This is a genomic window from Maribacter zhoushanensis (assembly GCF_029350975.1).
Classification (GTDB): Bacteria; Bacteroidota; Bacteroidia; order Flavobacteriales; family Flavobacteriaceae; genus Maribacter; species Maribacter zhoushanensis.
This window is the reverse complement of sequence record NZ_JARKMR010000008.1, coordinates 24,724-49,570: the sequence shown is the minus strand read 5'-3', so window position 1 is coordinate 49,570 and position 24,847 is coordinate 24,724. Positions and strand designations below refer to the sequence as shown.

The 24,847-nt window shown below is 35.8% G+C and carries 19 protein-coding genes and 1 riboswitch; all 19 genes read left to right on the top strand.

Annotated features, from left to right (window positions below; genetic code table 11):
- Window positions 1-4: 4 nt before the first annotated feature.
- The 19 genes from cysD (at window position 5) to PXD56_RS17165 (ending at window position 24,792) form a co-directional block, all read left to right on the top strand.
- Window positions 5-955: a sulfate adenylyltransferase subunit CysD gene (cysD, locus tag PXD56_RS17255; protein ID WP_276494579.1), complete on the top strand. Its 951-nt coding sequence runs from the start codon at window positions 5-7 to the stop codon at window positions 953-955.
- 102 nt (window positions 956-1,057) lie between these two features.
- Window positions 1,058-2,305, top strand: coding sequence for a sulfate adenylyltransferase subunit 1 (locus PXD56_RS17250; protein ID WP_276494578.1), 1,248 nt, complete (start codon window positions 1,058-1,060; stop codon window positions 2,303-2,305).
- Window positions 2,306-2,418: 113 nt separating this feature from the next.
- Window positions 2,419-4,509, top strand: coding sequence for a HEPN domain-containing protein (locus PXD56_RS17245; RefSeq protein ID WP_276494577.1), 2,091 nt, complete (start codon window positions 2,419-2,421; stop codon window positions 4,507-4,509).
- A gap of 1 nt (window position 4,510) precedes the next feature.
- Complete coding sequence (gene cobA, locus PXD56_RS17240; RefSeq protein WP_276494576.1) at window positions 4,511-5,350, top strand: uroporphyrinogen-III C-methyltransferase; 840 nt, start codon at window positions 4,511-4,513, stop codon at window positions 5,348-5,350.
- Between the two features lie 130 nt (window positions 5,351-5,480).
- On the top strand, window positions 5,481-6,542 hold the full coding sequence (locus tag PXD56_RS17235; protein WP_276494575.1) for an NAD(P)/FAD-dependent oxidoreductase: 1,062 nt from the start codon (window positions 5,481-5,483) through the stop codon (window positions 6,540-6,542).
- 156 nt (window positions 6,543-6,698) lie between these two features.
- Window positions 6,699-6,801, top strand: a riboswitch (SAM riboswitch).
- A gap of 123 nt (window positions 6,802-6,924) precedes the next feature.
- On the top strand, window positions 6,925-7,914 hold the full coding sequence (locus PXD56_RS17230) for a homocysteine S-methyltransferase family protein (RefSeq protein ID WP_276494574.1): 990 nt from the start codon (window positions 6,925-6,927) through the stop codon (window positions 7,912-7,914).
- 63 nt (window positions 7,915-7,977) lie between these two features.
- Window positions 7,978-8,325, top strand: coding sequence for a four helix bundle protein (locus PXD56_RS17225; RefSeq protein ID WP_276494573.1), 348 nt, complete (start codon window positions 7,978-7,980; stop codon window positions 8,323-8,325).
- A complete protein-coding gene (metH, locus tag PXD56_RS17220) occupies window positions 8,322-11,081 on the top strand; it encodes a methionine synthase (RefSeq protein WP_276494572.1) in 2,760 nt (919 codons plus the stop codon). Before PXD56_RS17225 ends, metH begins: the two co-directional genes overlap by 4 nt.
- 171 nt (window positions 11,082-11,252) lie before the next feature.
- Complete coding sequence (metF, locus tag PXD56_RS17215; protein WP_276494571.1) at window positions 11,253-12,206, top strand: methylenetetrahydrofolate reductase [NAD(P)H]; 954 nt, start codon at window positions 11,253-11,255, stop codon at window positions 12,204-12,206.
- Between the two features lie 229 nt (window positions 12,207-12,435).
- Window positions 12,436-13,533 (top strand): acyloxyacyl hydrolase, encoded by a 1,098-nt coding sequence (locus PXD56_RS17210; RefSeq protein ID WP_276494570.1) that lies wholly within the window; start codon window positions 12,436-12,438, stop codon window positions 13,531-13,533.
- Window positions 13,534-13,564: 31 nt separating this feature from the next.
- Window positions 13,565-14,344, top strand: coding sequence for a head GIN domain-containing protein (locus PXD56_RS17205; protein WP_276494569.1), 780 nt, complete (start codon window positions 13,565-13,567; stop codon window positions 14,342-14,344).
- Window positions 14,341-15,468 carry a serine hydrolase domain-containing protein gene (locus PXD56_RS17200; RefSeq protein ID WP_276494568.1) on the top strand — a complete coding sequence of 376 codons (1,128 nt, stop codon included), beginning with the start codon at window positions 14,341-14,343 and terminating at the stop codon, window positions 15,466-15,468. The genes PXD56_RS17205 and PXD56_RS17200 overlap by 4 nt, the downstream gene beginning before the upstream one ends.
- A gap of 71 nt (window positions 15,469-15,539) precedes the next feature.
- Entirely contained in the window at window positions 15,540-16,841 is a 1,302-nt protein-coding gene (locus tag PXD56_RS17195) for a hypothetical protein (RefSeq protein WP_276494567.1), read from the top strand.
- Between the two features lie 197 nt (window positions 16,842-17,038).
- Window positions 17,039-18,148, top strand: a complete 1,110-nt coding sequence (locus PXD56_RS17190) for a hypothetical protein (RefSeq protein WP_276494566.1) — start codon at window positions 17,039-17,041, stop codon at window positions 18,146-18,148.
- Window positions 18,149-18,567: 419 nt separating this feature from the next.
- Entirely contained in the window at window positions 18,568-19,395 is an 828-nt protein-coding gene (locus tag PXD56_RS17185; protein WP_276494565.1) for a prephenate dehydratase, read from the top strand.
- Window positions 19,392-20,540 carry a pyridoxal phosphate-dependent aminotransferase gene (locus PXD56_RS17180; RefSeq protein ID WP_276494564.1) on the top strand — a complete coding sequence of 383 codons (1,149 nt, stop codon included), beginning with the start codon at window positions 19,392-19,394 and terminating at the stop codon, window positions 20,538-20,540. Before PXD56_RS17185 ends, PXD56_RS17180 begins: the two co-directional genes overlap by 4 nt.
- A gap of 50 nt (window positions 20,541-20,590) precedes the next feature.
- Window positions 20,591-21,457: a prephenate dehydrogenase gene (locus PXD56_RS17175; RefSeq protein WP_276494563.1), complete on the top strand. Its 867-nt coding sequence runs from the start codon at window positions 20,591-20,593 to the stop codon at window positions 21,455-21,457.
- Between the two features lie 6 nt (window positions 21,458-21,463).
- Complete coding sequence (locus tag PXD56_RS17170) at window positions 21,464-22,546, top strand: bifunctional 3-deoxy-7-phosphoheptulonate synthase/chorismate mutase type II (RefSeq protein WP_036156262.1); 1,083 nt, start codon at window positions 21,464-21,466, stop codon at window positions 22,544-22,546.
- A gap of 155 nt (window positions 22,547-22,701) precedes the next feature.
- Window positions 22,702-24,792, top strand: coding sequence for a DUF5723 family protein (locus PXD56_RS17165; RefSeq protein WP_276494562.1), 2,091 nt, complete (start codon window positions 22,702-22,704; stop codon window positions 24,790-24,792).
- Window positions 24,793-24,847 lie beyond the last annotated feature (55 nt).

The following is a 24,847-nucleotide window of genomic DNA, read 5'->3' as shown; positions in this document are numbered from 1 at the left end:
TAGAATGAGTAATACAAGTACGGAATTGGAAGTAACACCATCCCAAGAACTTTTAAAAGATACTGCCCATATAAATGCGCTTGAAAATGAGGCTATTTATATCATAAGGGAAGTTGCTGCTCAGTTTGAGAAGCCGGTTCTTTTATTTTCAGGAGGAAAAGATTCAATTACATTGGTTCGTTTGGCGCAAAAAGCGTTTTGGCCATCAAAAATTCCTTTCCCATTAATGCACATTGATACGGGTCATAACTTTCCGGAAACTATTGAGTTTAGAGATAGATTGGTAGAAGAATTAGGATTGGAGTTGATTGTACGTAATGTACAAGATTCAATTGATCAGGGTAAAGTAAAAGAAGAATCAGGTAGATACTCTAGTAGAAATAGCCTGCAGACCACAACTTTATTAGATGCCATTGAAGAATTTAAGTTCGATGCTTGTATTGGTGGTGCACGTAGAGATGAAGAAAAGGCTCGTGCTAAAGAACGTATTTTTTCTGTTCGTGATGATTTTGGTCAGTGGGATGAGCGTAATCAACGCCCAGAGTTGTTTGATATGTTGAACGGACAAATAGAATTGGGTCAGAACGTAAGAGTTTTTCCAATATCCAACTGGACAGAATTAGATGTGTGGTCTTACATTAAAGAAGAGCAAATAGAAATTCCGTCAATCTACTTTGCACATAAAAGAAAAACATTCTTGAGAGATGGTATGATATGGTCGGCAGAAGATGGTATTGTATTTAGGGAAGAAGATGAAGTGGTAGAAGAAAGATTGGTTCGTTTCCGTACAGTGGGCGATATGTCTTGTACTGCTGCGGTACTTTCAGATGCAGAAACAATTGATAAAGTTGTAGAGGAAATAAGGGATTCGTCAATTTCAGAACGTGGTGCACGTATAGATGATAAACGATCTGAAGCGGCAATGGAGAAAAGAAAACAACAAGGGTACTTCTAGAAAGCAGTATTCAGTAGCAGTAGGCAGTTTAATAATTACCTGCTAGCAATAACAATAATATTAAAAGTCTAAAGCTATAAGCTAAGGGCTAACAGCATAAAAATGGAAGTACTAAAAATAGCAACGGCAGGTAGTGTAGATGATGGTAAAAGTACCTTGATTGGTAGAATGCTTTATGATACAAAATCTTTGACCAGCGACAAGTTAGAAGCAATAGAAAAAACCAGTAAGCAAAAGGGATATGATTATTTAGATTTCTCTTTGGCTACAGATGGTTTGGTAGCAGAGCGTGAGCAAGGTATTACCATAGATGTTGCTCATATTTATTTCTCAACGGCTAAGAAAAGTTACATTATTGCAGATACTCCTGGGCACGTAGAGTATACCCGTAACATGGTTACAGGTGCATCTACATCTCAAGCAGCAATTATATTGATCGATGCGCGTAAGGGTGTAATCGAGCAAACAAACAGACATTTTTTCATTAATAACCTACTACGCATTAAAGATGTGGTAGTAGCGATTAATAAGATGGATTTGGTAGATTATTCTGAAGAAACATATAATGCCATCAAAGCAGATTTTGAGGAATTAATGTCTAAAAGAGATTATCAAGATCAAAAAATCACATTTATTCCGGTAAGTGCCTTAAAAGGTGATAACGTAGTAAATCTTTCAGATAAGACGCCATGGTACAAAGGGCAGTCTTTGTTAGAGCATTTTGAAGCTTTGGATAGAAAAGATATCTTCAATGTAGGTACACCACGTTTTCCGGTACAATATGTTATCCGCCCAAAGACCGATGAGCATCATGATTTTAGAGGTTTTGCAGGTAAAGTCTATGGTGGGGAGTTAAGTGTAGGTGATGAGGTAGTAGCGCTTCCGTCACAAACACGTTCTACTATAAAAGATATATACTTTCACGATAAGAAGTATAAAACGGCATCAAGACGTTCTTCGGTTACTATCACTTTAAATGATGAGATTAATCTAAGCCGTGGAGACATGTTAGTAAAAGCTGATGATTTGCCAACGGTAGACAAGCAGTTTACGGCAACAATATCTTGGATGGATTCATTGCCATTAGCTGCTGGAAATAAATACATAGTGCAACATGGTGTAAATAAGGTGTTGGCTAAAGTTGAACAGGTTCATCATAAAATTGCTCCTGATTATTCAGGTATAGATACGGAAACAGATGCATTGGGTATGAATGATATTGCACAAGTAAGTTTTCGATTAAATAAGCCAATTTTTTACGATCAATTTAAAGATCATAGAACAAATGGTTCGTTCATATTAATAGATACTAAATCTAATAGTACGGTAGGAGCCGGATTCATTAGTTAAATATAAAAGGTCAATTTTAATATTGACCGTTTCCATTAAGTCTATAAAATCTATAGGCAAAATATAGTAATAATTTATATCAGTACTTGGTGCTGAATACTTAATACCTAACGATGCAGAGTTTTAGAACAGAAATAGAGAATCAAGTAGTTGCGAATGATATTTTAGAATTGGAACGCAAGATTCATGAGTTTCACGGCGGCAAATTAGATGAGGAGAAATTTAGAAGCCTACGTTTGGCCCGTGGAGTATACGGTCAGCGTCAAGAAGGGGTTCAGATGATTCGTATTAAATTGCCATATGGTAAAGTTACTTCCAAGCAATTGTTACGTATTTGTGATGTATCGGATGAATATTCTACAGGTAGGTTACATATTACTACACGTCAAGATATACAGATTCATTATGTAGATCTGAATAGAACACCAGAGCTTTGGTCAGAATTAGAAAAGGATGATATTACTTTAAGGGAAGCTTGCGGTAATACTGTACGTAATGTAACGGCAAGTGAAACTGCAGGGATAGATGTAGACGAACCTTTTGATGTTTCACCATATGCGCATGCATTGTTCCAATATTTTCTTAGAAATCCTGTCAGTCAAGAAATGGGACGTAAGTTCAAGGTTTCTTTCTCCGCTAGTGATGCAGATACTGGTTTGTCTTACATGCATGATTTAGGGTTTATTGCTAAAATTGAAAATGGAGAAGTTGGTTTTAAGGTCATGTTGGGTGGCGGATTAGGTTCACAGCCAAGACATGCAGATGAGCTATATAGCTTTTTACCGGCAGATCAAATCATTCCTTTGATGGAAACAGTTGTACGTGTTTTTGATCGCTACGGTGAACGTAAGAGTAGAGCTAAAGCAAGAATGAAATTCTTGTTAAAGGATTTAGGTTTAGATGGTTTCAAAGAATTGTTGGCTGCAGAAAAGACTGCTGTCCCTTTTGATTCTTTTCCAATAAATCCAGAAGACTACCCAAAAACAGAAGTTTCTAGTTTAGAAGTTCCTGCAGTTGAAATAGAGGATGAAAAAGAGTTTGAATTGTGGAGGTCAACAAATGTTATTGCACAAAAACAACCAGGTTATGTCGCTTTGGGTATTAAAGTGCTATTAGGTGATTTTTATACGGATAAGGCGCGTTTACTAGCAAATTTAGTTCAGAAATATGCTGCTGGGGAGTTGAGGTTGTCATTGCGTCAAAACATATTGATCCCGTTTGTAAAACAAGAAAATATAGCCTTTTTCTATACAGAATTAAAAAAATTAGGTTTTACTGATGCCGGTTATAATAAGGCATTGGATATTACTGCTTGTCCAGGTACTGATACTTGTAATTTAGGTATTGCCAGTAGTACAGGTATAGCCGAAGAATTGGAAAGAGTTATAAAAACAGAATATCCTGATTATATCAATAACGAAGATGTTGTTATAAAAATCAGCGGTTGTATGAACGCTTGTGGTCAACACAATATGGCGAATATTGGTTTTCAAGGAATGTCCGTTCGTACAAAAGATAAATTGGTAGCCCCGGCATTACAAGTATTGTTAGGTGGTAGTACGGATGGTAACGGTCAAGGTCGTTTTGCGGATAAGGTTGTGAAAGTGCCAAGTAAAAGAGGTCCTGAAGCTTTGCGTTTAATTCTTAATGATTTTGATGCTAATGGCGGAGACTTATCTTTCCCGGATTATTATGCAGAAAAAGGTCAAATGTACTTTTATGACTTTCTAACACCATTATCTTCTATAGATGATTTAACGCCAGAAGATTTTATCGATTGGGGTAATACTGAACGCTATGAGAAAGCAATTGGTGTAGGTGAATGTGCAGGTGTGGTTATCGATTTAATTGCAACGTTACTTTTTGAAAGTGAGGAGAAAATACAGAACGCTGAGCATATGTTCAAAGATGAAAAATGGTCTGCAAGTATCTATCACGCATATTCTTCAATGGTAAACTCTGCAAAGGCTATGTTGACGTCAGAGAATACAAAAGTAAATACACACGCAAGTATCATTAAGGATTTTGATGAGAAATTTGTTGCCGAAGGTCGAATTGCTGTTGCTGGCGGATTTGAAAAATTGGTACTTCAATTGAATCAAAATGCACCAACAAAAGAATTTGCAACATCTTATATTAAAGATGCAAAAGCATTTTTAGAGACTGTAGCGAAATTTAGAGAACAAGAATTAGCAGAAGCATAACATGCATACCAATAATCTATCCAATCAAAAAACAATCAATTCAATAGTTGATACTCCCTCGCAAGGTCAAGGGAGATTAACTGTTGTAGGTGCCGGACCTGGTGATGTAGAGTTGATTACTTTAAAAGCAATCAAGACTTTGGAAAATGCCAATGTGGTTTTGTATGATGCCTTGGTCAACGAAGAGTTGTTGAAGTATGCCCAGAACGCAGAGTTAATTTTTGTGGGTAAACGAAAAGGTTGCTATGCATATCAGCAAGAACAAATAAATGAGTTGATTGTTAGCAGGGCAAAATCTGCAGGACACGTAGTACGGTTAAAAGGTGGTGATCCTTTCGTATTTGGTCGTGGGTCTGAGGAGATGGAATATGCTGCCTCTCACGGATTGGAAGTTGCCATGGTGCCTGGTATTTCATCAAGTTTAAGTGTACCCGCATATCAAAACATACCAGTTACAAAAAGAGGTTCGTCAGAAAGTTTTTGGGTAATTACAGGAACTACTAAAGAGCATAAATTATCTGCTGATGTTGCTTTGGCTGCTAAAAGCAACGCAACAGTGGTTATATTAATGGGTATGTCTAAACTTCCACAAATAGTAGAATTATTTAAGGAGGAAGGCAAATCAAATATGCCCATTGCCATAATCCAGAACGGTACACGCAAGAACGAGAAAATCGGTATTGCTATCATGTCTACTATAGTAGATGTAGTTGAAAAAGAAAAGCTGTCCAACCCAGCTATTATAATAATAGGTGAGGTTGTAAGGCATCGCGAAGCGTTGTTAAATGCAAAAAATCAGTATTCAAATAAGAATGCTAGGTTAAATGAAGTTGGTTCTTAGTAATAGAATTAAAACAAAGTAAAGAGTTTAGTGTATATAGATTAAGTAAAATTAAAGAAGAGGAAAGTGATGAACGGTATATTGGTAACCATGTACTTAAAGCGTATTACTTTTTATCAAAAAAAAAGCTATGATTAAAACAGATATGCTCATTATAGGAGCGGGACCTACCGGATTGTTTACGGTATTTGAAGCGGGATTATTGAAATTAAAAACGCATTTAATAGATGCATTGCCTCAGCCAGGCGGGCAGTGTTCAGAGATATATCCTAAAAAACCAATTTATGATATTCCGGCATTTCCAGAAATATTGGCAGGTACATTAGTAGATAATCTAATGGAGCAGATTAAACCTTTTGAGCCAGGATTTACGCTAGGTGAAAGAGCAGAAACTTTAGATAAGTTAGAAGACGGTTCATTTGTAGTAACTACGAATAAAGGAACAAAGCACAATGCTCCGGTAGTGGTAATTGCTGGTGGTCTAGGTTCTTTTGAACCAAGAAAACCACCTATTGAAAACATTGTAAATTTTGAAGACGCAGGTGTGTCTTACATGATTAAAGATCCAGAAGTATATCGCGATAAAAAAGTGGTGATTGCCGGTGGTGGTGATTCTGCTTTGGATTGGGCCATATTTTTAACCGATGTAGCATCAGAAGTAACCCTTGTACATAGAAGGGATGAGTTTAGAGGAGCTTTAGATTCTGTTGAAAAAGCATCTGAATTGGCAAAGCTTGGTAAAATTAAACTGATTACAAAGGCTGAGGTTAAAGAATTACATGGTAAGGATAGTCTTGAGGCTGTTGTTATTAAGCATACGGATAAAGAGAAAGAAGATACTTATTTAGAAGTAGATAATTTTATTCCTTTGTTTGGTCTATCTCCAAAATTAGGTCCGATCGGTGATTGGGGCTTGGAGATTCAAAAAAACGCCATTAAGGTAAATAACGCAAAAGATTACCAAACCAATATACCGGGTGTATATGCTATTGGTGATGTAAACACCTATGAAGGTAAACTAAAATTAATACTTTCAGGTTTCCATGAAGCGGCGGTAATGTGTCAGTTTGCATACCAACAAATCAACCCAGGTAAGCGCTATGTAATGAAATATACGACTGTTGGCGGTGTTGAAGGATTTGATGGTTCTAAGAAAGAAGCCAAAAAAGAAGTGGTGCAAAGTATTGCATAAAATCAAAAATTAGTATTTAAAGCCTCTACTTCATATTTGATTTAGAGGCTTTTTTTATGACATATTTTAAAAAATTCGTTTGCTAAAAAACAAGATTACTCTTGGATAAGAGTATGTTGTGCCGTTACTTTGCAAACAGTTCATATATAAATTGACTCGTTATCAAGAAAGGTGGAGGGACTAGACCCATTGAAACCTTGGCAACCCTTTCCTCTACGGAAAAGAAGGTGCTACATTCTATCTTTGTTCGCAATAGCAAACTTAAGCTGTTATTTTACAGTACAAACAAAGACAGATAACAAAAGATAAGGCACCTAGCCGAACTTTCCTTACTTGATTTCGAATTAACTTTTTATTGGACCATAATATTTTACAGCGTAAAATGAAGGATATAAAAGAAATATTAAAAGAGCGAATTCTTATACTTGACGGTGCTATGGGTACCATGCTTCAGCGTTATAAATTTACGGAAGAAGATTTTAGAGGGGAGCGTTTTAAAGATTATGAACATCCGTTGCAGGGTAACAATGATTTATTGTCACTTACCCAACCAGAAGCAATTGCTGAAGTGCACCGTAAATATTTTGCAGCAGGTGCTGATATTGTAGAAACAAATACATTCTCAGGTACCACGATTGCAATGGCAGATTATTATATGGAAGACTTGGTGTACGAGCTGAACTATGAATCTGCACGTATAGCAAAAATGGTAGCGGAAGAGTTTACACAAAAAGAGCCGAATAAGCCACGTTTTGTAGCGGGTAGTATAGGTCCAACAAACAAAACGGCCAGTATGTCGCCAGATGTTAACGATCCTGGTTATAGAGCAGTTTCTTTTGATGAGTTGCGTATTGCATATAAACAACAAGTAGAGGCGCTTTTAGATGGCGGATCAGATATATTATTGGTAGAAACCATTTTTGATACGCTAAATGCAAAGGCGGCATTGTTTGCTATTGAAGAAGTAAAAGAAGAAAGAAATGTAGATGTGCCCATTATGGTAAGCGGTACTATTACCGATGCGTCTGGTAGAACATTGTCAGGGCAAACGGCAGAAGCTTTTTTGATCTCAATATCCCATATTCCAATTTTATCGGTGGGGTTTAACTGTGCTTTAGGAGCCAATCAATTAGTGCCACATTTAGAGGTGATTGCTTCCAAAAGTGAGCATGCCGTATCCGCACATCCAAACGCAGGATTACCAAATGCATTTGGGGAGTATGATGAAACCCCTGAGCAAATGGCAGAACAAATAAAAGAATACGCAGAGAAGGGGCTAGTTAATATAGTTGGTGGATGTTGCGGAACTACTCCGGAACACATTACGGCAATTGCTGAGGTGGTGGGAAATTTCGCTCCACGTCAATTTTAGTTGCTGGTAAATAAATCGTTTTTCGTTTCTCGTTAATGGTTTATCGTAGTTTTTAAATAGTAAATGGATTATAAAGAATTAGATATTTGGGTGCAGGCTAGAATGCTAGTGAAAACAGTTTATGTTTTGACTAAGTCCTTTCCTCGTGATGAACAATTTTCTCTAACCTCGCAGGTTAGACGATGTGTTATTTCTGTTCCGTCAAATATTGCTGAAGGTTGCGGAAGACAGTCCAATAAAGAAACAATCCATTTTTTACACATAGCAAGAGGCTCATTATTTGAGTTAGAAACTCAGTTGATTTTAGCAGGAGATTTAAATTATATTTCAGATATAGATAACGTTTTGAAAGAAATAGAAAGAGTGAAAAAGTTGTTGAACGGATTCATAAATTATCACAAGAAATTATGAGTATAGAAAACGAACAACGAATAATGAACAACGAACAACGCTTTTTAAAATTAAGCGGTTTAGAACCCCTAATAGTTACCCCAGAAACGAACTTCATAAACGTTGGTGAGCGTACAAACGTTGCAGGTTCTAAAAAGTTTCTACGTCTTGTAAAGGAAGAGAAATTTGAGGAGGCATTGGCAGTTGCCAGAGAGCAAGTGGAGAATGGTGCTCAGGTGATCGATATTAATATGGATGACGGGCTTATCGATGGCAAGCAGGCAATGGTCAAGTTTTTAAACTTGGTAATTTCTGAGCCTGATATTTCTCGTGTGCCTATTATGATAGATAGCTCTAAATGGGAAATCATTGAAGCTGGTTTACAAGTGGTTCAAGGTAAATGTGTTGTAAATTCCATAAGTTTAAAAGAGGGTGAAGAACAGTTTATTCATCATGCAAAGCTGATTAAAAGATATGGGGCGGCAGTAATCGTTATGGCTTTTGATGAAGTAGGGCAAGCAGATAATTATGATCGTCGTATAGAAATTGCCAAGCGCTCTTATGATGTGTTGGTGAACAAGGTAAACTTTGCTCCAGAAGATATTATTTTCGATTTAAACATATTCCCTGTTGCTACAGGTATGGACGAGCATAAGCTCAATGCCATTGATTTTATTGAAGCTACCAGATGGGTGCGTGAAAATTTACCACATGCCAGTGTAAGTGGTGGGGTAAGTAATGTGTCATTTTCGTTCAGGGGAAATAATCCTGTGCGTGAAGCTATGCACTCCGTTTTCTTGTATCATGCCATAAAAGCAGGTATGAATATGGGTATTGTAAACCCTAGTATGTTAGAGGTATACGATGATATTCCTAAAGATTTATTGGAACATGTAGAAGACGTTATCTTAAATAGAAGAGATGATGCAACAGAGCGCTTATTAGATTTTGCAGAATCTGTAGTCGGTAAAACCAAGGAAAGTAAAATAGATCTATCCTGGAGAGAAGAACCTTTACAGGATAGAATTACACGTGCCTTGGTAAAAGGTATTGATCAATATATTGTTGAAGATGTAGAAGAAGCCAGAGTAGCTGCCGATAAACCAATAGAGGTTATTGAAGGTAATTTAATGACTGGTATGAACGTGGTGGGAGATCTCTTTGGGAGTGGTAAAATGTTTTTGCCACAAGTGGTGAAATCTGCGCGAGTAATGAAAAAGGCAGTAGCATACTTATTGCCATATATTGAAGAAGAAAAATTGCTGAATCCACAAAGTGGTGATTCTGACAATGCCGGTAAAATATTAATGGCAACCGTGAAAGGAGATGTACATGATATTGGTAAGAATATTGTAGGTGTTGTATTGGCATGTAACAATTATGAGATTGTTGACTTGGGGGTAATGGTTCCGCCCGAAAAAATTATAGCGGCGGCAATTGAGCATAACGTTGATATTATTGGACTAAGTGGTTTGATTACGCCCTCGTTAGATGAAATGGTACATTTAGCCAAAGAAATGGCGCGTAAAGATTTTAAGATTCCGTTATTGATCGGTGGTGCAACTACAAGTAAAGCCCATACCGCAGTAAAAATTGATCCGCAATACAATGAGTCTGTCGTACATGTTAATGATGCATCTAGGGCGGTGACCGTTGTCGGGGATTTGTTGCAAAAAGAAACTTCAAAAGCCTATAAAAAAAGTATAAAGGATGATTATGATGTATTCAGGGAGAAATTCTTGAATCGTTCTTCTAGTAAAACCTATAAACCTATAAGCGCTGCGAGAAGAAATAAGTTTAAGATTGATTGGAATACATCTGAAATTGTAAAACCGAACAAATTGGGGATACAGGTAATTAAAGATTTAGATTTAAATCTGTTGGTTCCGTTTATAGATTGGACACCCTTTTTTAGAAGCTGGGAATTGCACGGTAAATACCCGGCAATTCTAACCGATGAGGTGGTAGGTGTTCAGGCTACGGATTTATTTGCAGATGCTCAAGAGATGCTTCAAAAAATTATTACCGAGAAAAAATTGAAGGCAAAAGGAATTTTTGGGTTGTTTCCGGCAAATTCAATTAATGATGATGATATTTTAGTTGACACAAGCTCAAATCTAGATGAGAACATCGGGTCGCTGAGCGGAGCCGAAGCGAAGGAGAGTCATACTTTCCGTACCCTTCGCCAACAATTGGAGCGTAGAGAAGGTGTTGCTGATTATGCTTTGGCAGATTTTATTGCCCCAGAAGATTCTAACAAGCAAGATTATATAGGTTGTTTCTGTGTGTCAACAGGGTTTGGAACCGCTGAATTGGCAGCAAAGTATGAAGAGGATTTAGATGATTATAATTCTATTATGGTAAAAGCAATTGCAGATCGTTTGGCAGAAGCTTTTGCAGAGTACCTACATAAAGAGGTACGTATGAAACATTGGGGTTATGCCGCTAATGAGGATTTAAGTAATGAAGATTTAATTAAGGAGTCGTATAAAGGTATTAGACCTGCGCCAGGTTACCCTGCGTGCCCGGATCATTTAGAGAAATTGACCATTTGGGAGTTGTTGAAAGTAAAGGAAACCATTGGTGTAGAACTAACGGATAGTTTAGCCATGTGGCCAGCGGCATCTGTAAGTGGGTATTATTTCGGGAATCCCGAAGCACGTTATTTCGGATTAGGAAAAATTAAGGAAGATCAAGTAAAAGATTTTGCAGAACGAAAAGGCATGTCTTTAGAGGATGCTGAAAGATGGTTAGCGCCGAATATAGTAGAAGTTTAGTGCGTTAGGGATTGAAGCGGCATCTTTTTCTGTGTTCGTATATTGATTTGAAGGGCAGTAGATGAAACAGAAAAAATACAGCGAAAAGCCCGCTAGAACGCCCAAAAGAATAGAATAGAAGTAAAAATACCTGTTAAAGGTTTACTCTTGAACTGAGGAATAGATTAGAAAATGAAAGTAACAGACCATATTAATAACGCAAAAGGAAAAACACTTTTTTCCTTTGAAATTGTACCGCCGGTAAAGGGGCGTAATATTCAAGAATTGTATAACAATATTGATCCTCTGATGGAGTTCAACCCTCCTTTTATAGACGTTACAACCTCAAGAGAAGAGACAATTTACGTGAAAAAAGAAGGACTTCTAGATAAGAAAACCACACGTATGAGACCTGGTACGGTGGGTATATGTGCTTCTATTCAGCATAAATATAACGTAGATACGGTACCGCATGTGCTATGTGGTGGGTTTACAAAAGAAGAGACAGAATACATGCTGGTAGATTGTCATTATTTAGGAATAGAAAATGTAATGGCTTTACGTGGTGACGCCCGTAGCGAGCAGAAATATTTTGAACCTACAGATGGCGGTCATCCATTTGCTATTGATTTGGTGAAGCAAGTACAAGCATTAAATTGTGGTAAATATTTACACGAAACTATAGAAAGCGAGCATTGCAGTGATTTTTGTATTGGTGTAGCTGGGTATCCTGAAAAACATTTGGAGTCACCTTCTTTACAATCAGATTTAAAGCGCTTGAAAGAAAAGGTAGATGCCGGTGCAGATTATGTGGTTACGCAAATGTTCTTCGATAATAAAAAGTATTTTGAATTTGTTGAGGCAGCTAAAAACATGGGTATTACAGTGCCAATTATACCTGGTATTAAGCCTATTGCCGTAAAAAGGCATATGCAGTTATTGCCGCAAGTATTTAGAATAGATATGCCCCAAGATTTAATTGAAGCGGTTGATGGCTGTGCTACCAATAAAGATGTACGTAAAGTAGGTATTGAATGGGCAATACAACAGTCTAAGGAATTAAAAGCGGCGGGCGTACCTGTACTACATTACTATTCTATGGGTAAGTCTGATAATATTAAAGCGATAGCTGAAGCATTGTTTTAGTCTTTGGGTAGCTAGATTGTCAGTTCGAGTGTTTTTATATCGCAGAGTATCGGAGATGTTAAAATATACCGGGAACCTTTTGAACATAACAGCTTCTCGGTAAAAATTTCTTCGTGCATTATAAATTCAGTTGAACTTACATTCTTGCTCTAGAAATTAAAGTAATTGTGAGAAAGAACTTTGAGTTTTGTGCGTTGTACTTCGCACTTACTACTTATTTTTGCCCTCAATGAATTTCAAGTTATTATTCGCTTTATTGATCATCGCAGCCAATTGTTTTGGTCAAGAACCTGGGGAGTCTAAAAAGTACACGCTAGACGCCAATCAGTTTTACGGTTCTATAATTCTTCACAATCCAGATATATCTCACTTAATTACGGAGCACCCTGCGGGTGTAATTCTAAGTTATAATCGTAAAACCTATGGTTTAGAATCTTGGGAAGAAGCATATAACTATCCTGATTTAGGGTATTCTTTTATCTATCAAAATTCTAATAATAGTACGCTAGGTGATAATTACGGACTGTACGCACATTATAATTTTTATTTTTTTAGGCGTAACATGCAGTTACGAATAGGGCAGGGGATATCATACGCTACAAATCCCTATGACAAGGTAACCAACTTTAGAAATAATGCCTATGGTTCTGATATACTAAGTTCTACTTATTTAATGTTTAATTTTCATAAAGAAAATATTGTTAAGGGGCTAGGTTTTAAAGCGGGTGTTTCTATAATTCATTATTCTAATGCCAACTTTAGGGCACCAAATACATCTACTAATACTCTAGCTTTTAATGCCGGTTTTATTTATGATTTGGACGGAGGTAAAGAACTAGAATATATACACAGAGAGAAAGAAAAAATGACAGAACCCGTGCGTTATAATTTAGCTTTAAGAGCAGGGCTTAACGAGAGTGATGTCATAGATTCAGGTCAATATGGTTTTGTAGTTTTATCTGCTTACGCCGATAAACGTTTGAGTAGAAAAAGTGCTCTTCAAGTAGGTGCAGATGTTTACTTTTCTAGTTTTTTAAAAGAATTAATTCGTTATCAAAGTATAGCTTTTCCTGAGAACGGAGTTAATGCAGATGATGATTATAAAAGAGTAGGGGTATTCGCTGGTCATGAATTATTCCTTAACAAAATGTCGGTAATTTCTCAGTTTGGTTATTATGTCTATTATCCATTTGATTTTGAAGGGCGTACATATTTAAGAATGGGTCTAAAACGTTATTTTGGAGATAAGATTTTTGGAGCGGTAACGCTTAAATCTCATGGGGCAAAGGCTGAGGCGGTAGAATTTGGAATAGGAATAAGATTGTAGAGATAAGATGTTGAAAACTAAAAAACTGAAATTGAATTTTAAGGGATTGGAACCGGTAGGTAGCCTAATTGCTTTATCTATGCTGTTGCTGTTTTTTATTGCGTGCGATTCTGAAAATGCTTCAGATTGTTTTCAAAGTACTGGAGAGATATTTCGTGAAGAGGTTGTAGTAGATGAATTTACTTCTATAACGGTTTTTGAAAATGTTTCCCTGGTTGTAAAGCAAGGCGATAATCAAAAAGTAGAAATTGAAACAGGAGAAAATCTTCGCAATGAAGTATCAGCCGTTGTTGAAGAAGGACAATTGTTGTTGACCGATACCAACGACTGTAATTATGTGCGGGATTATGGCACTACCGTCGTTTATGTAACCACTCCAAATTTGACTAGTATTCGCAGTAGCACGGGTTCACCTATTCAGAGTGAAGGAGTATTAGCCTTTGAGAGATTAAGCTTGCTGTCAGAGAGTTTTACTGATCCAGAGGCTGAAACCACAGACGGGGAATTTAATTTAGAATTAGATGTAGCGAGTTTGAGTATTACCAGCAACGGAATTTCTTATTTCAATTTAAAAGGAAATGCAGAGAGCTTTACTATAAGCATAGCGGCAGGAGATTCAAGAATAGAGGCTCAAGAATTGTTGACACAGCGTGTAAGCGTTAATCATAGAGGGTCTAATGATATTCTGGTAAATCCGCAAGAAAGTTTAACTGGAGTGCTAAGAGGTACTGGAGATTTAAAAAGTTATAATAGGCCGCCTACGGTAGAAATAGAAGAGTTGTTTAATGGCAAACTTATTTTTGTGGAATGAACCCAATCATTAAATACTTGAAAAATGTATTTGCTGCTAAACGTGTTTTAGCCAATGATGCTCATTTAAAAGGTTTAGTGAAAGCGGATTTTTTATTACAAGAATTAGTCAATGCCGAAAAAGTACCAGGTATTGCAATTACCGTTTTAAAAGGAGGGAAAACAATTTTTCAAAAAGGTTTTGGCTATGCTGATTTGGAACAGAAAAAAAGAATTGATCCTAAACAATCAGTTTTTAGGGTAGCCAGTGTTTCTAAACCTATTGCGGCAACTGCGTTGGCACACATGGTACAAGATGGGCTAATTGATTTGGATGAATCATTCTATTCTTATGTGCCAGATTTCCCTAGAAAAGAATGGGATTTTACCATTAGGCAATTAGCAAGTCATACCGCAGGTATTCGTGTTTACAGAGGAAAGGAATTTGCTTTGAACGAGCCTTTTAGTATAACGGATAGTCTTGTGTTATTAGCTAATGACCCATTGGTGTATAAACCAGGAACCGAGTATTTGTATAATAGTTTTGATTGGGTGATGATTTCTGCAGCTATGCAAGGAGCTAGCGGAATTCCTTTTGAAGAATATGTACAAGAAAAGGTGTTAAATTCTTTAGGGTTGTTGAATACGTATACTCCGGCCTGTCACCCGGAGCGTAGTCAAACTGATATTACGGTTAATGCTATTACAGCATCCAATGATAGGCACCATGTCACCACATTTTATACAAAAGCCTTTTCAGGATTTAGAAAAGCGATACCTGTAGATAATTTTTACAAATTAGCAGGTGGCGGTTATTTGTCTACGTCAGAAGATATTGTAAATTTCGGACAAGCATTTTTAGATAAAACGGTTCAAATCGATGATGGGATTTTAAATCAATTTTTAACTGCTCAGCACATAAATGATAATTCTACATATTACGGATTAGGTTGGCAGGTAAGTGAAGATGCAAAGGGCAGAAAGTTCTATGGTCATGTGGGTAGCGGAGTTGGTGGTTATTCAAATTTTTTTGTTTATCCAGAAGAGCAATTGGTATTCTCCATACTGATTAATAGTACCGATTCAAAAATACAACGAGAGTTAGATGTTGTAATCAATTCCTTTTTTGACGAAGTTGATTCTTAGTGATTTAATGTTTTTTAATTTTTAAAGAAAGGGTATATTAGTCTCACTAACCGTGAGATTTTTAATACAGAATGAGCTTACCACCAGAAACCACACCAATTGTAGAAAATAAAAAGAATATAAAATGGCTGCAACGACTTAAAGAAGAAAGTTGGGAAGCAGAATTGCTAGTCTCTGCAATTGCTATTTTTGGTACGTTTCAACTATTTGGGTTGATAGAATGGGCTACAAATAAATACATAGATTTATTGCCTATTGAACAGTATATCTATGGATATATGATTTCTTTTATGGGGCTAGCTGCTATTAGTGTTCTTGTATCAATGTTTGTAATTCACTTCTTTTTACGTGCGTATTGGATAGGATTAGTTGGTTTAAATTCAGTTTTTTCAGATTATAGTGTTGAGGATAGTATATACTCCAAAATTTATACTGAAAAGATTTTAGGGATAATACCTAAACAAGAAGATACTATTCAAAAAGTAGATGAATTATGTAGTGTCATTTTTTCAGCGGCATTTACTATTCTTTTGATTTACTCCTACATGTCTTTGTTTTTAAGTGTTTACATGCTTATCTATAATTTGTTATTAGATTATGTTCCAAGTTATATATTGCTAATACCTCTATTTATAATTTCAGGTCTGCTTGTGTTACAAATGATTTTTAATGTCATTGGAAATTTAAAAAAGTATAAGTCTAATGTATGGGTACAAACTTGGATGTTTAAACTAGTTAAATTAACATCAATGGTAACTTATGGTCCTCTATACCGTTATTTTATGCAAGTCTTCATGGTGTTTGGTTCTAATTTTAAAAAGAAAAAATCGTTAGTATATTTAATTATAGTCTTTTTGTTTTCTGGGATGTTTGTGGCGGCTGTAAAGATAGTAGATACTAATATTCTATATCTTTTTTTTCAACAACCAAATGATCAAGAGTATATGTATTCTAATTATTATTTTGATCAAAATCCTGATAAAACTTTTTTGCTTACTCCGCAAATTCAATCTGATCTTATAGAGAGTGAAACTGTCAAGTTATTTATTCCTGTTTTTCGTCATGAACGTAGTTATCAAAAAGATAAATGTGGTGAATTCATTGATAATAAGAATTTAGGTACGGATGAAAACCTTGTAAAAGGTCGCCAGTTTTATCTCAATTGTTATGAGAAATACCATTCTATTATGTTGAACGGTCAATTATTAAATATCAATTTTCTAAAGAAAGATCATGCTGTTACAGAGCAATTTGGTATCCTTGGTTTTATAGATAAAGATGTATTAAAGAAAGGCAACAATACTTTGGTTGTCACTAAAGCTTTGGGCGATGTGAAAGAGTTCACTTGGACTATACCTTTTTACTTTCAGTAGGGTGCTGTTATGAGAACATTGAACTAGGTTAGACCTAAATTAAGGCTTATGTTGTTAAAGTATTCATCAGATTTAATTTCAATTTTATAAAGTCGTCTTTGGTACATATTGCTTTGTTTTTTACAATTTTCAATCAAGTTTACAGTTAGTACTTAATATTAGTTTAGTAAATATTAAATGTTAACCAATTTTTAATTATGAAAAAAACCAATTTATTTATTCTGTTCTTTTTAAGTATGATCATCTTTTCTTGTTCTAGTGATGATGCTAATGAGAGTCTATCCGATGAAATTGATCCAGACGGAGTTAATGTAGTAGAAGAAGATTTATTAGATATTAATGCTACTTCCTCAGGTATTGCAATTGATGGTGCTACAATGAATGATGGTGGCGTAACGCCAACGGGAGGTATAGACTTCAATTTAGATTATTCTAAACAAACCGCATTTCAAGATTATGGTTTTGAAATCATATTTGATGCGCCTACAGATTTTGCCGGAGCCTATATCCAATTGTTTGATGAAAATGGTATGGCTGATAGTTATATTGATGTGCCATCAAGTGCTACAGATAATTATTATGGAGGTAAATTTTTATCAAAAGAAAGAAAAGATATTTTCACAAAAAAAGGTGCATCGACTCAAAAAGATGAGGATACTGTAATTGATGTCAATTTTTCTAATACTGTTCCTGCCGGAACATTTTGTTATGCAATTTGTGTATATGACAGCCAAGGTAACATTAGTCAGCCAGTAGAAGTTTGTGTAACAGTTGAATCATGGGGAGGTAATGTTAATCTTGTGGGCGACTGGGATTTTACAAAACAAATAGATAATGGAGAAACAATTGCCGTTGGTGAAGAATCATGTGATAGTTATGATTCTACGTTATTTTGCGATAATGGAACTCAATTAGATGTGGAATTGGATGATTGCTATACCCTTGATAATTTACTAATTACATTTAATGAAAACGGGACTTATTTCTTTAGCCAAGAATCTGATTATAAAAACTTGGATTACACAGCATCTAATGAAGCTTGTGAGGTTATATATGAAGAAGATGGTGGAGAGTCTTATACATCATCAGGTAACTGGGCTTTTAACGAAGAGGAGAATGTTTTGACCTTGGTTGAATTTGAATATACAGAAACGGAAGACGGTGAAACTTATACGGATGTAGAGCCGGAAGGTTACTTATTGTTAGAAGGAGAAATAAGACTTTCAGCCAATGAATTAATTATTTCAGAATCAGATACTTTTAATGGTGAAACAGAACTTTACGAATATTTTTTCAATAAAAAATAAAACGTAACTCTTGATTATATTTAAAAGACCTCTAATTAGAGGTCTTTTTTATTTTAATGAGTAATTCATGTTTAATTTAATTTTTAACACAAAAACTTCACTTTTTGAGATAGATATTGAATTTTTTAAAAAAATAAAACGGAAAACGACCGTTTTTAAATATAATTACTACATTAGCTAAAGTTTACAAGCACAATGACAAAACAATATTTCTGGAACGGTTTTTATTTTTACTTCTTTTTTAAGAGAGGTACGGGACTGTTGTAGTATATTTTAAATATAAAATAGAATCTAAGTTCCGATATGTATCGGAACTTTTTTTTGTTCAAAAGTCAAATCATATAAGCACCAACAGTAAATTTTAAAGTTGGGGTTTTGATAAAGTTGAAAAGGTTTGCAGGTTAGTAGAAATTAGAATTATGAGTTTAAAAATAGCCATTCAGGGAATTAAAGGAAGCAACCACCATCAAGTAGCAAAAGATTGTTTTGGTGATGATATAGAGTTGATAGAGTGTCTTTCTTTTGATGCTTTGGTAGATAAATTATTATCTAAAGAAGCTGACCAAGGTGTAATGGCAATCGAGAATTCTATTGCGGGTTCAATAATACCGAATTACGCATTGGTAAATCATAATGACCTACATATTATCGGGGAGTATTATTTAAACATCCATCATAATTTAATGATGCTGAAAGGGCAAAAAATAGAAGATATTAAAGAAGTTAGTTCTCACCCAATGGCATTACTGCAGTGTAAAGAATATTTTAGGCAATATCCAGATATAAAATTGGTAGAAGATGTAGATACGGCCGAGACTGCAAAGAGAATTCAAGAACAGGAATTAAAGCATGTAGCTGCCATAGCACCAAACGTTGCGGCAGAATTATATGGGTTGGACATCGTAGCGAGCGACATACAGACTATTAAAAATAATGCCACTCGTTTTATCATTGTAAAAACAAAAAATGATGCATTGCCAGAGGTAGAGATTACCAAGGCTTCATTAAGGTTCATTACCGACCATAAAAGGGGAAGTTTGGCTGCTGTGCTTAATGTTATGAGCGATTGCCGATTGAACTTGACAAAAATACAGTCGTTACCAGTAATAGAAACACCATGGAAATATGCATTTTTTGTGGATGTAACATTTACTGATTATGCTGATTTCTCAAAGGCAAAAAGTCTATTGAACATCATGGCAGAAGACTTTAAGATTTTGGGTGAATATAAAAATGTAAGACAATGATACAAACCGCTAAAAGGTTAGAAACCGTACAAGAATACTACTTCTCAAAAAAATTGAGAGAGGTACGTGGTTTAATGGCTCAGGGTAAGGCTATCATTAATATGGGTATTGGTAGTCCAGATTTGGCTCCTTCCCAGCAAGTATTGAATGCAATACAGGAAGCTGTATTGGATAATGGAGCGCATCAATATCAAAGTTATCAAGGTTTACCTCAATTAAGAGGTGCCATTGCTAATTTTTATAAGAATAGATTTGATGTAGTTGCTGACCCAGATACCGAGATTTTGCCTTTAATGGGGTCAAAAGAAGGTATTATGCATATCAGTCTTGCTTTTTTAAATGAAGGTGATGAGGTATTAATACCTAATCCTGGTTATCCTACTTATACGTCAGTAACGAAATTGGTAGGTGCGTTACCTAAGTATTATGACCTAACCGCAGATACTGGGTGGTTTCCAGATTTAGAGGCTTTGGGTAAGCAAGATTTATCAAAGGTGAAAATTATGTGGTTAAGTTACCCACATATGCCAACAGGTGCTACGGCAACAAAAGAGCAGTTTGTAAAAATAGTAGCCTTTGCCAAAAAGCATGGTATTCTATTGGTAAACGATAATCCGTATAGCTTTATCTTAAATGATAAGCCGGCAAGTATATTAAGTATTCCTAATGCAAAGGAGGTTTGTTTAGAATTAAATTCATTGAGCAAGACCTTTAATATGGCCGGTTGGCGTGTAGGTTTTGTATTGGGTAGCGAAGAGCATATTAATGCAATTTTGAAGGTGAAAAGTAATATGGATTCTGGTATGTTCTACGGAATACAAAAAGGAGCTATAGCAGCATTGGAAAGTAGTGAAGACTGGTTTGCTGATTTAAACGCTGTATATAATTCACGTAGAGAGTTGATTTTTAAATTGGTAGATAAGCTAGGTTGTACATATGACCGAAATGCCGTAGGGTTGTTCGTTTGGGCAAAACTACCTGAAGATAGTGTGTCGTCAGAAGAGTTTATAGATAATATATTGTATACAAAAGATCTGTTCATTACCCCAGGAACCATATTTGGAAGTAATGGCGAAGGTTATATTCGTTTTTCACTTTGTATACCAAAAGATAAAATAGAGGAAGCAATAAGCAGATTTGAGTAATCTGGATTATTTGAAATAAAATAGAGTAATAACGTAAGCGTAGCTTTAAAATGAATGTATTTGTAATTGGTATTGGTTTAATAGGAGGTTCTCTGGTAAAAGACATAAAGTCTACTCAAGAAAACGTTACTATTTATGGTATAGATACCAATGACGGTCACTTAACAGAAGCTATCAGTTTGGGTGTCATAGATAAAAAAGCAAGTTACAAGGATTTGCCATCTGCTGATATGGTAATTGTTAGTATACCTGTAGATGTAATGGTAAAGGAGTTGCCGGTGATCTTAGATGCCGTTCATGAAGATTGTGTGGTTTTTGATGTTGGATCAACGAAATCTATGATCTGTAAGGTGTTGGAGCATCATCCAAAGAGAAGAAATTTTTTGGCTTGCCACCCTATTGCAGGAACAGAGTTTTCAGGTCCGTCTGCAGCTATTAATAATCTGTTCAAGGATAAAACAAATATTATTTGCGAGGTTGAATTAACAGCATTTAAGCTTCAGGAAAGAGCTTTAAAGGTTTTTCAAGCAATAGGTATGAGAATACGCTATATGAACCCTGTAGCACATGATAAGCACATAGCATACGTATCTCATTTATCTCACATAAGTTCATTTATGTTGGGTAAAACAGTAATAGAAAAAGAAAAGAACGAGCGCGATATTTTTGATATGGCTGGTAGTGGATTTGAAAGTACGGTGCGTTTGGCAAAGAGTTCGCCAGCCATGTGGACACCAATTTTTAAACAGAACAAAGAGAATGTAGTAGAGACATTAGAAGAGTACATTCAAAATCTTACGGCGTTTAAAGAATTGTTGTTGAAAGATGATTATGAAGGCATTTATAATGAAATGAATAATACGAATAAGATTAAAGGAATATTAAAAAGAAATACCGTTAAACAAGAAATAGAATAAGTAAAAATGGAAAATTCAAAACAAATGAGAACATGGTTGGATGATTTAAACCTTGACCATCCACTAGTAATAGCAGGGCCATGTAGTGCGGAAACAGAGGAACAAGTGTTAGGTATAGCACACTCTCTAAAAGATACCGATGTAAACTATTACAGAGCTGGTATTTGGAAACCTCGTACTCGCCCAGGAAATTTTGAAGGTGTTGGTGCTTTAGGGCTAAAATGGTTGCAAAAAGTTAAGGAAGAAACAGGTTTAAAGACAGCTACGGAAGTTGCAAACCGTGCACACGTAGAGTTGGCGTTAGAGCATGATATCGATTTATTGTGGATCGGAGCAAGATCAACCGTTAGTCCGTTTATCATGCAAGAATTGGCAGATGCTTTACAAGGTACAGACAAGATTGTATTAGTTAAAAATCCGGTAAATCCAGATTTAGCGCTATGGTTAGGTGGTATTGAAAGATTGCATACTGCAGGTATTAAAAAATTAGGAGCAATACACAGGGGTTTTTCTACTTACGAGAAAACAAAATATAGAAATATACCTGAATGGCAAGTTGCTATTGAATTTCAGAACAAGTTCCCTGATCTTCCGTTAATAAACGATCCTTCGCATATTACAGGTAAGAGAGATATGATTTTTGATGTATCGCAAACAGCTTTAGATTTGAACTTTGACGGGTTGATGATTGAAACACACCACGATCCAGATAACGCATGGAGTGATGCTGCACAACAGGTTACACCAGAGAAATTGGTTCAGATCATGAGAGATCTTAGAATCAGAAAAGAAAGTGATCCAGAAGCGGAATACAATTCAGAATTAAGTAACCTAAGAGCTCAAATTGATATCATCGATAATCAGCTAATAGAGACTTTAGGAAAAAGAATGAAGGTTTCTGATGGTATTGGAGCACTTAAAAAGCAAAAGAACGTAGCAGTACTTCAATCTAATAGATGGAATCAAATTCTAGGGGCAATGATTCTAGAAGGGGAAAGTAAAGGACTAAGTGAAGAGTTTGTTCTTCGTATGTTCAAGGCTATTCACCAAGAGTCTATCAACCACCAAGAGAAGATAGTAAACGCTTAAAGTTGGCTTAACTTTATAAAAACAAAACATCCGTAATATGCGGATGTTTTTTTATGTTCAAATTTTAAAAAGTAAGAAAAATGCTACATTTTAACAATATCCTTAAATAAGAGTCGTTAAGGGGATTAAAGAACCATTTTTAACCAAACAAAAGTATGAAGAAAGTAATTTTAGTTGCCATAATGTTGGTTGCTACGGTATCCATTAAAGCACAGTCTTACGTAGGTTATTTGACAGATAATTATAGTGGAGTCAACAGTGTAATTTCCAATCCGGCGAATATTGCCGATAGCCGTTTTAAGACAGATATAAATTTAGTTGGTGTAAGTGCATTTTTAGCGAATGATTATGTAGGTGTTGGCTATTCTAACTTAATTTCTAGCGATTTTGAGTATGATACGGACGCCACATTATCTCTTTCAGATAACAACAATTTTTCGGGTAATGTAGATATTTTAGGTCCTTCGTTTATGTTCAATATAGGTAAGAAATCTTCCATTGCCGTTTTTACTAGGGCAAGAAGTTTTGTGACCGGCAATGAATTTAACGGGGAAAGCATTGATGACCTAGATGATAGTATTGATGAAAGTCAAGATTTTTTAGTGAACGAGGGCGACTTTTTTGCGGCGGGTCACGGTTGGGCAGAAGTAGGTATTACCTATGCGCAAGAATTAATGAATAACGAAGAACACTTTTTAAAAGGTGGACTTTCATTAAAATACTTAAAGGGATTTGGTAATGCCTATGTAACAGGTAGAAATGTAACCATAGATTATGATGCAGATGGTGCCACCTTGCCAGATAACTCTACTATTGGAACATTAGAATCTACAGGAGATCTAATTTATGGTCGTGCAGATGATTACGATGCAGATGGTTATGATTATGAAGTGCCAAACGTAAACGGATTCGGTTTCGACTTAGGTTTCGTTTACGAGTGGAGACCAGATTATGAAGACTATGTTGTTACAGGTGCTGACGGCGAGAAAACCGTAATGAAAGATAAAAATAAGTACAAACTTAAATTTGGTTTGTCCCTTACAGATGTAGGTTCGGTAAATTATAAGGGTAGCTTGGTAGATACTTATAATATTAACAATACCATCACCCAAGATGATTATGATAATATTGAAGATTCTGATGATTTACAGAACTTATATACATTTACCCAAGCTACAGAGGATTTAAAGGCGGGTTTGCCTACGGCATTACATTTTAATGCAGATTGGAATATTAAGAACAATTTTTACTTGAATTTTAATACCGATCTGTCAATGCGTTCTGCAGGTGAAAATAATCTAAGAACAGCGAATGTATTTTCATTGACGCCACGTTTTGAAAGTAAATGGTTTAGCTTTTACTTACCGGTAAGTAGCTACCAATATAGCGGTCTGCAAGTAGGTGCAGGATTGCGTGCCGGACCTTTGTATATAGGTTCAGGGTCATTAATTTCTACGTTCACTAAAAATGAAATTCAAGGAGCAGATGTGTATGCAGGATTAAAAGTGCCTGTATATTATGGTCAACCTAAAGATTCTGATGGGGACGGTATACCAAACAAAGAAGACGGTTGTCCTAAAAAGGCGGGTCCTATTGAAAATAACGGTTGTCCTTGGGGAGATACAGATGGTGATTCTGTTTTAGATAATGAAGATCAATGCCCAGATGAAGTTGGTCCGGTAGAAAATAACGGATGCCCATGGGTAGATAGTGATGGTGATACTATTTTGGATAACGAAGATAATTGTCCGGACGAAGCTGGTTCGGTAGAGAATAATGGATGTCCTTGGACAGATTCTGATGGTGATTCAGTAATTGATAAAGATGACAAATGTCCTAATGAAATGGGTACGGTGGCAAACAACGGTTGTCCAGAGCCTGTAGTTACTGCGGAGGTTCAAAAATCATTGAACGAATATGCCAAGACCATTTTGTTCAATACAGGTAAATCTACTATTAAAGATGCATCTACACCTGTATTAGTAGATATCATAAGTATCTTAAATGAATATCCTAATGCCAATTTTACTATTGAAGGCCATACAGATAGTATTGGTTCAGAAGTTACTAACCAAAAGTTATCTGAGAAAAGAGCTCAGGCAGTATTACAGTTTTTGATTAACGGTGGTATTTCTCCAGCAAGATTAACTGCAGTGGGATACGGCGAAAGCAAACCAATTGCCACAAATATGTATAAAGACGGAAGACAGAAAAACAGACGTGTTGAAATTAATTTAGCGCAATAGTCTTAAATAAGTAAAAATAAAAAGCCCGGTTTGTACCGGGCTTTTTTAATGAAGT

What these genes read in the sequence shown, in the direction of transcription:
- cysD (WP_276494579.1), top strand. Translation starts at nt 5, where the DNA reads ATGAGTAATACAAGTACGGAATTGGAAGTAACACCATCCCAAGAACTT.
- PXD56_RS17250 (WP_276494578.1), top strand. Translation starts at nt 1,058, where the DNA reads ATGGAAGTACTAAAAATAGCAACGGCAGGTAGTGTAGATGATGGTAAA.
- PXD56_RS17245 (WP_276494577.1), top strand. Translation starts at nt 2,419, where the DNA reads ATGCAGAGTTTTAGAACAGAAATAGAGAATCAAGTAGTTGCGAATGAT.
- cobA (WP_276494576.1), top strand. Translation starts at nt 4,511, where the DNA reads ATGCATACCAATAATCTATCCAATCAAAAAACAATCAATTCAATAGTT.
- PXD56_RS17235 (WP_276494575.1), top strand. Translation starts at nt 5,481, where the DNA reads ATGATTAAAACAGATATGCTCATTATAGGAGCGGGACCTACCGGATTG.
- PXD56_RS17230 (WP_276494574.1), top strand. Translation starts at nt 6,925, where the DNA reads ATGAAGGATATAAAAGAAATATTAAAAGAGCGAATTCTTATACTTGAC.
- PXD56_RS17225 (WP_276494573.1), top strand. Translation starts at nt 7,978, where the DNA reads ATGGATTATAAAGAATTAGATATTTGGGTGCAGGCTAGAATGCTAGTG.
- metH (WP_276494572.1), top strand. Translation starts at nt 8,322, where the DNA reads ATGAGTATAGAAAACGAACAACGAATAATGAACAACGAACAACGCTTT.
- metF (WP_276494571.1), top strand. Translation starts at nt 11,253, where the DNA reads ATGAAAGTAACAGACCATATTAATAACGCAAAAGGAAAAACACTTTTT.
- PXD56_RS17210 (WP_276494570.1), top strand. Translation starts at nt 12,436, where the DNA reads ATGAATTTCAAGTTATTATTCGCTTTATTGATCATCGCAGCCAATTGT.
- PXD56_RS17200 (WP_276494568.1), top strand. Translation starts at nt 14,341, where the DNA reads ATGAACCCAATCATTAAATACTTGAAAAATGTATTTGCTGCTAAACGT.
- PXD56_RS17195 (WP_276494567.1), top strand. Translation starts at nt 15,540, where the DNA reads ATGAGCTTACCACCAGAAACCACACCAATTGTAGAAAATAAAAAGAAT.
- PXD56_RS17190 (WP_276494566.1), top strand. Translation starts at nt 17,039, where the DNA reads ATGAAAAAAACCAATTTATTTATTCTGTTCTTTTTAAGTATGATCATC.
- PXD56_RS17185 (WP_276494565.1), top strand. Translation starts at nt 18,568, where the DNA reads ATGAGTTTAAAAATAGCCATTCAGGGAATTAAAGGAAGCAACCACCAT.
- PXD56_RS17180 (WP_276494564.1), top strand. Translation starts at nt 19,392, where the DNA reads ATGATACAAACCGCTAAAAGGTTAGAAACCGTACAAGAATACTACTTC.
- PXD56_RS17175 (WP_276494563.1), top strand. Translation starts at nt 20,591, where the DNA reads ATGAATGTATTTGTAATTGGTATTGGTTTAATAGGAGGTTCTCTGGTA.
- PXD56_RS17170 (WP_036156262.1), top strand. Translation starts at nt 21,464, where the DNA reads ATGGAAAATTCAAAACAAATGAGAACATGGTTGGATGATTTAAACCTT.
- PXD56_RS17165 (WP_276494562.1), top strand. Translation starts at nt 22,702, where the DNA reads ATGAAGAAAGTAATTTTAGTTGCCATAATGTTGGTTGCTACGGTATCC.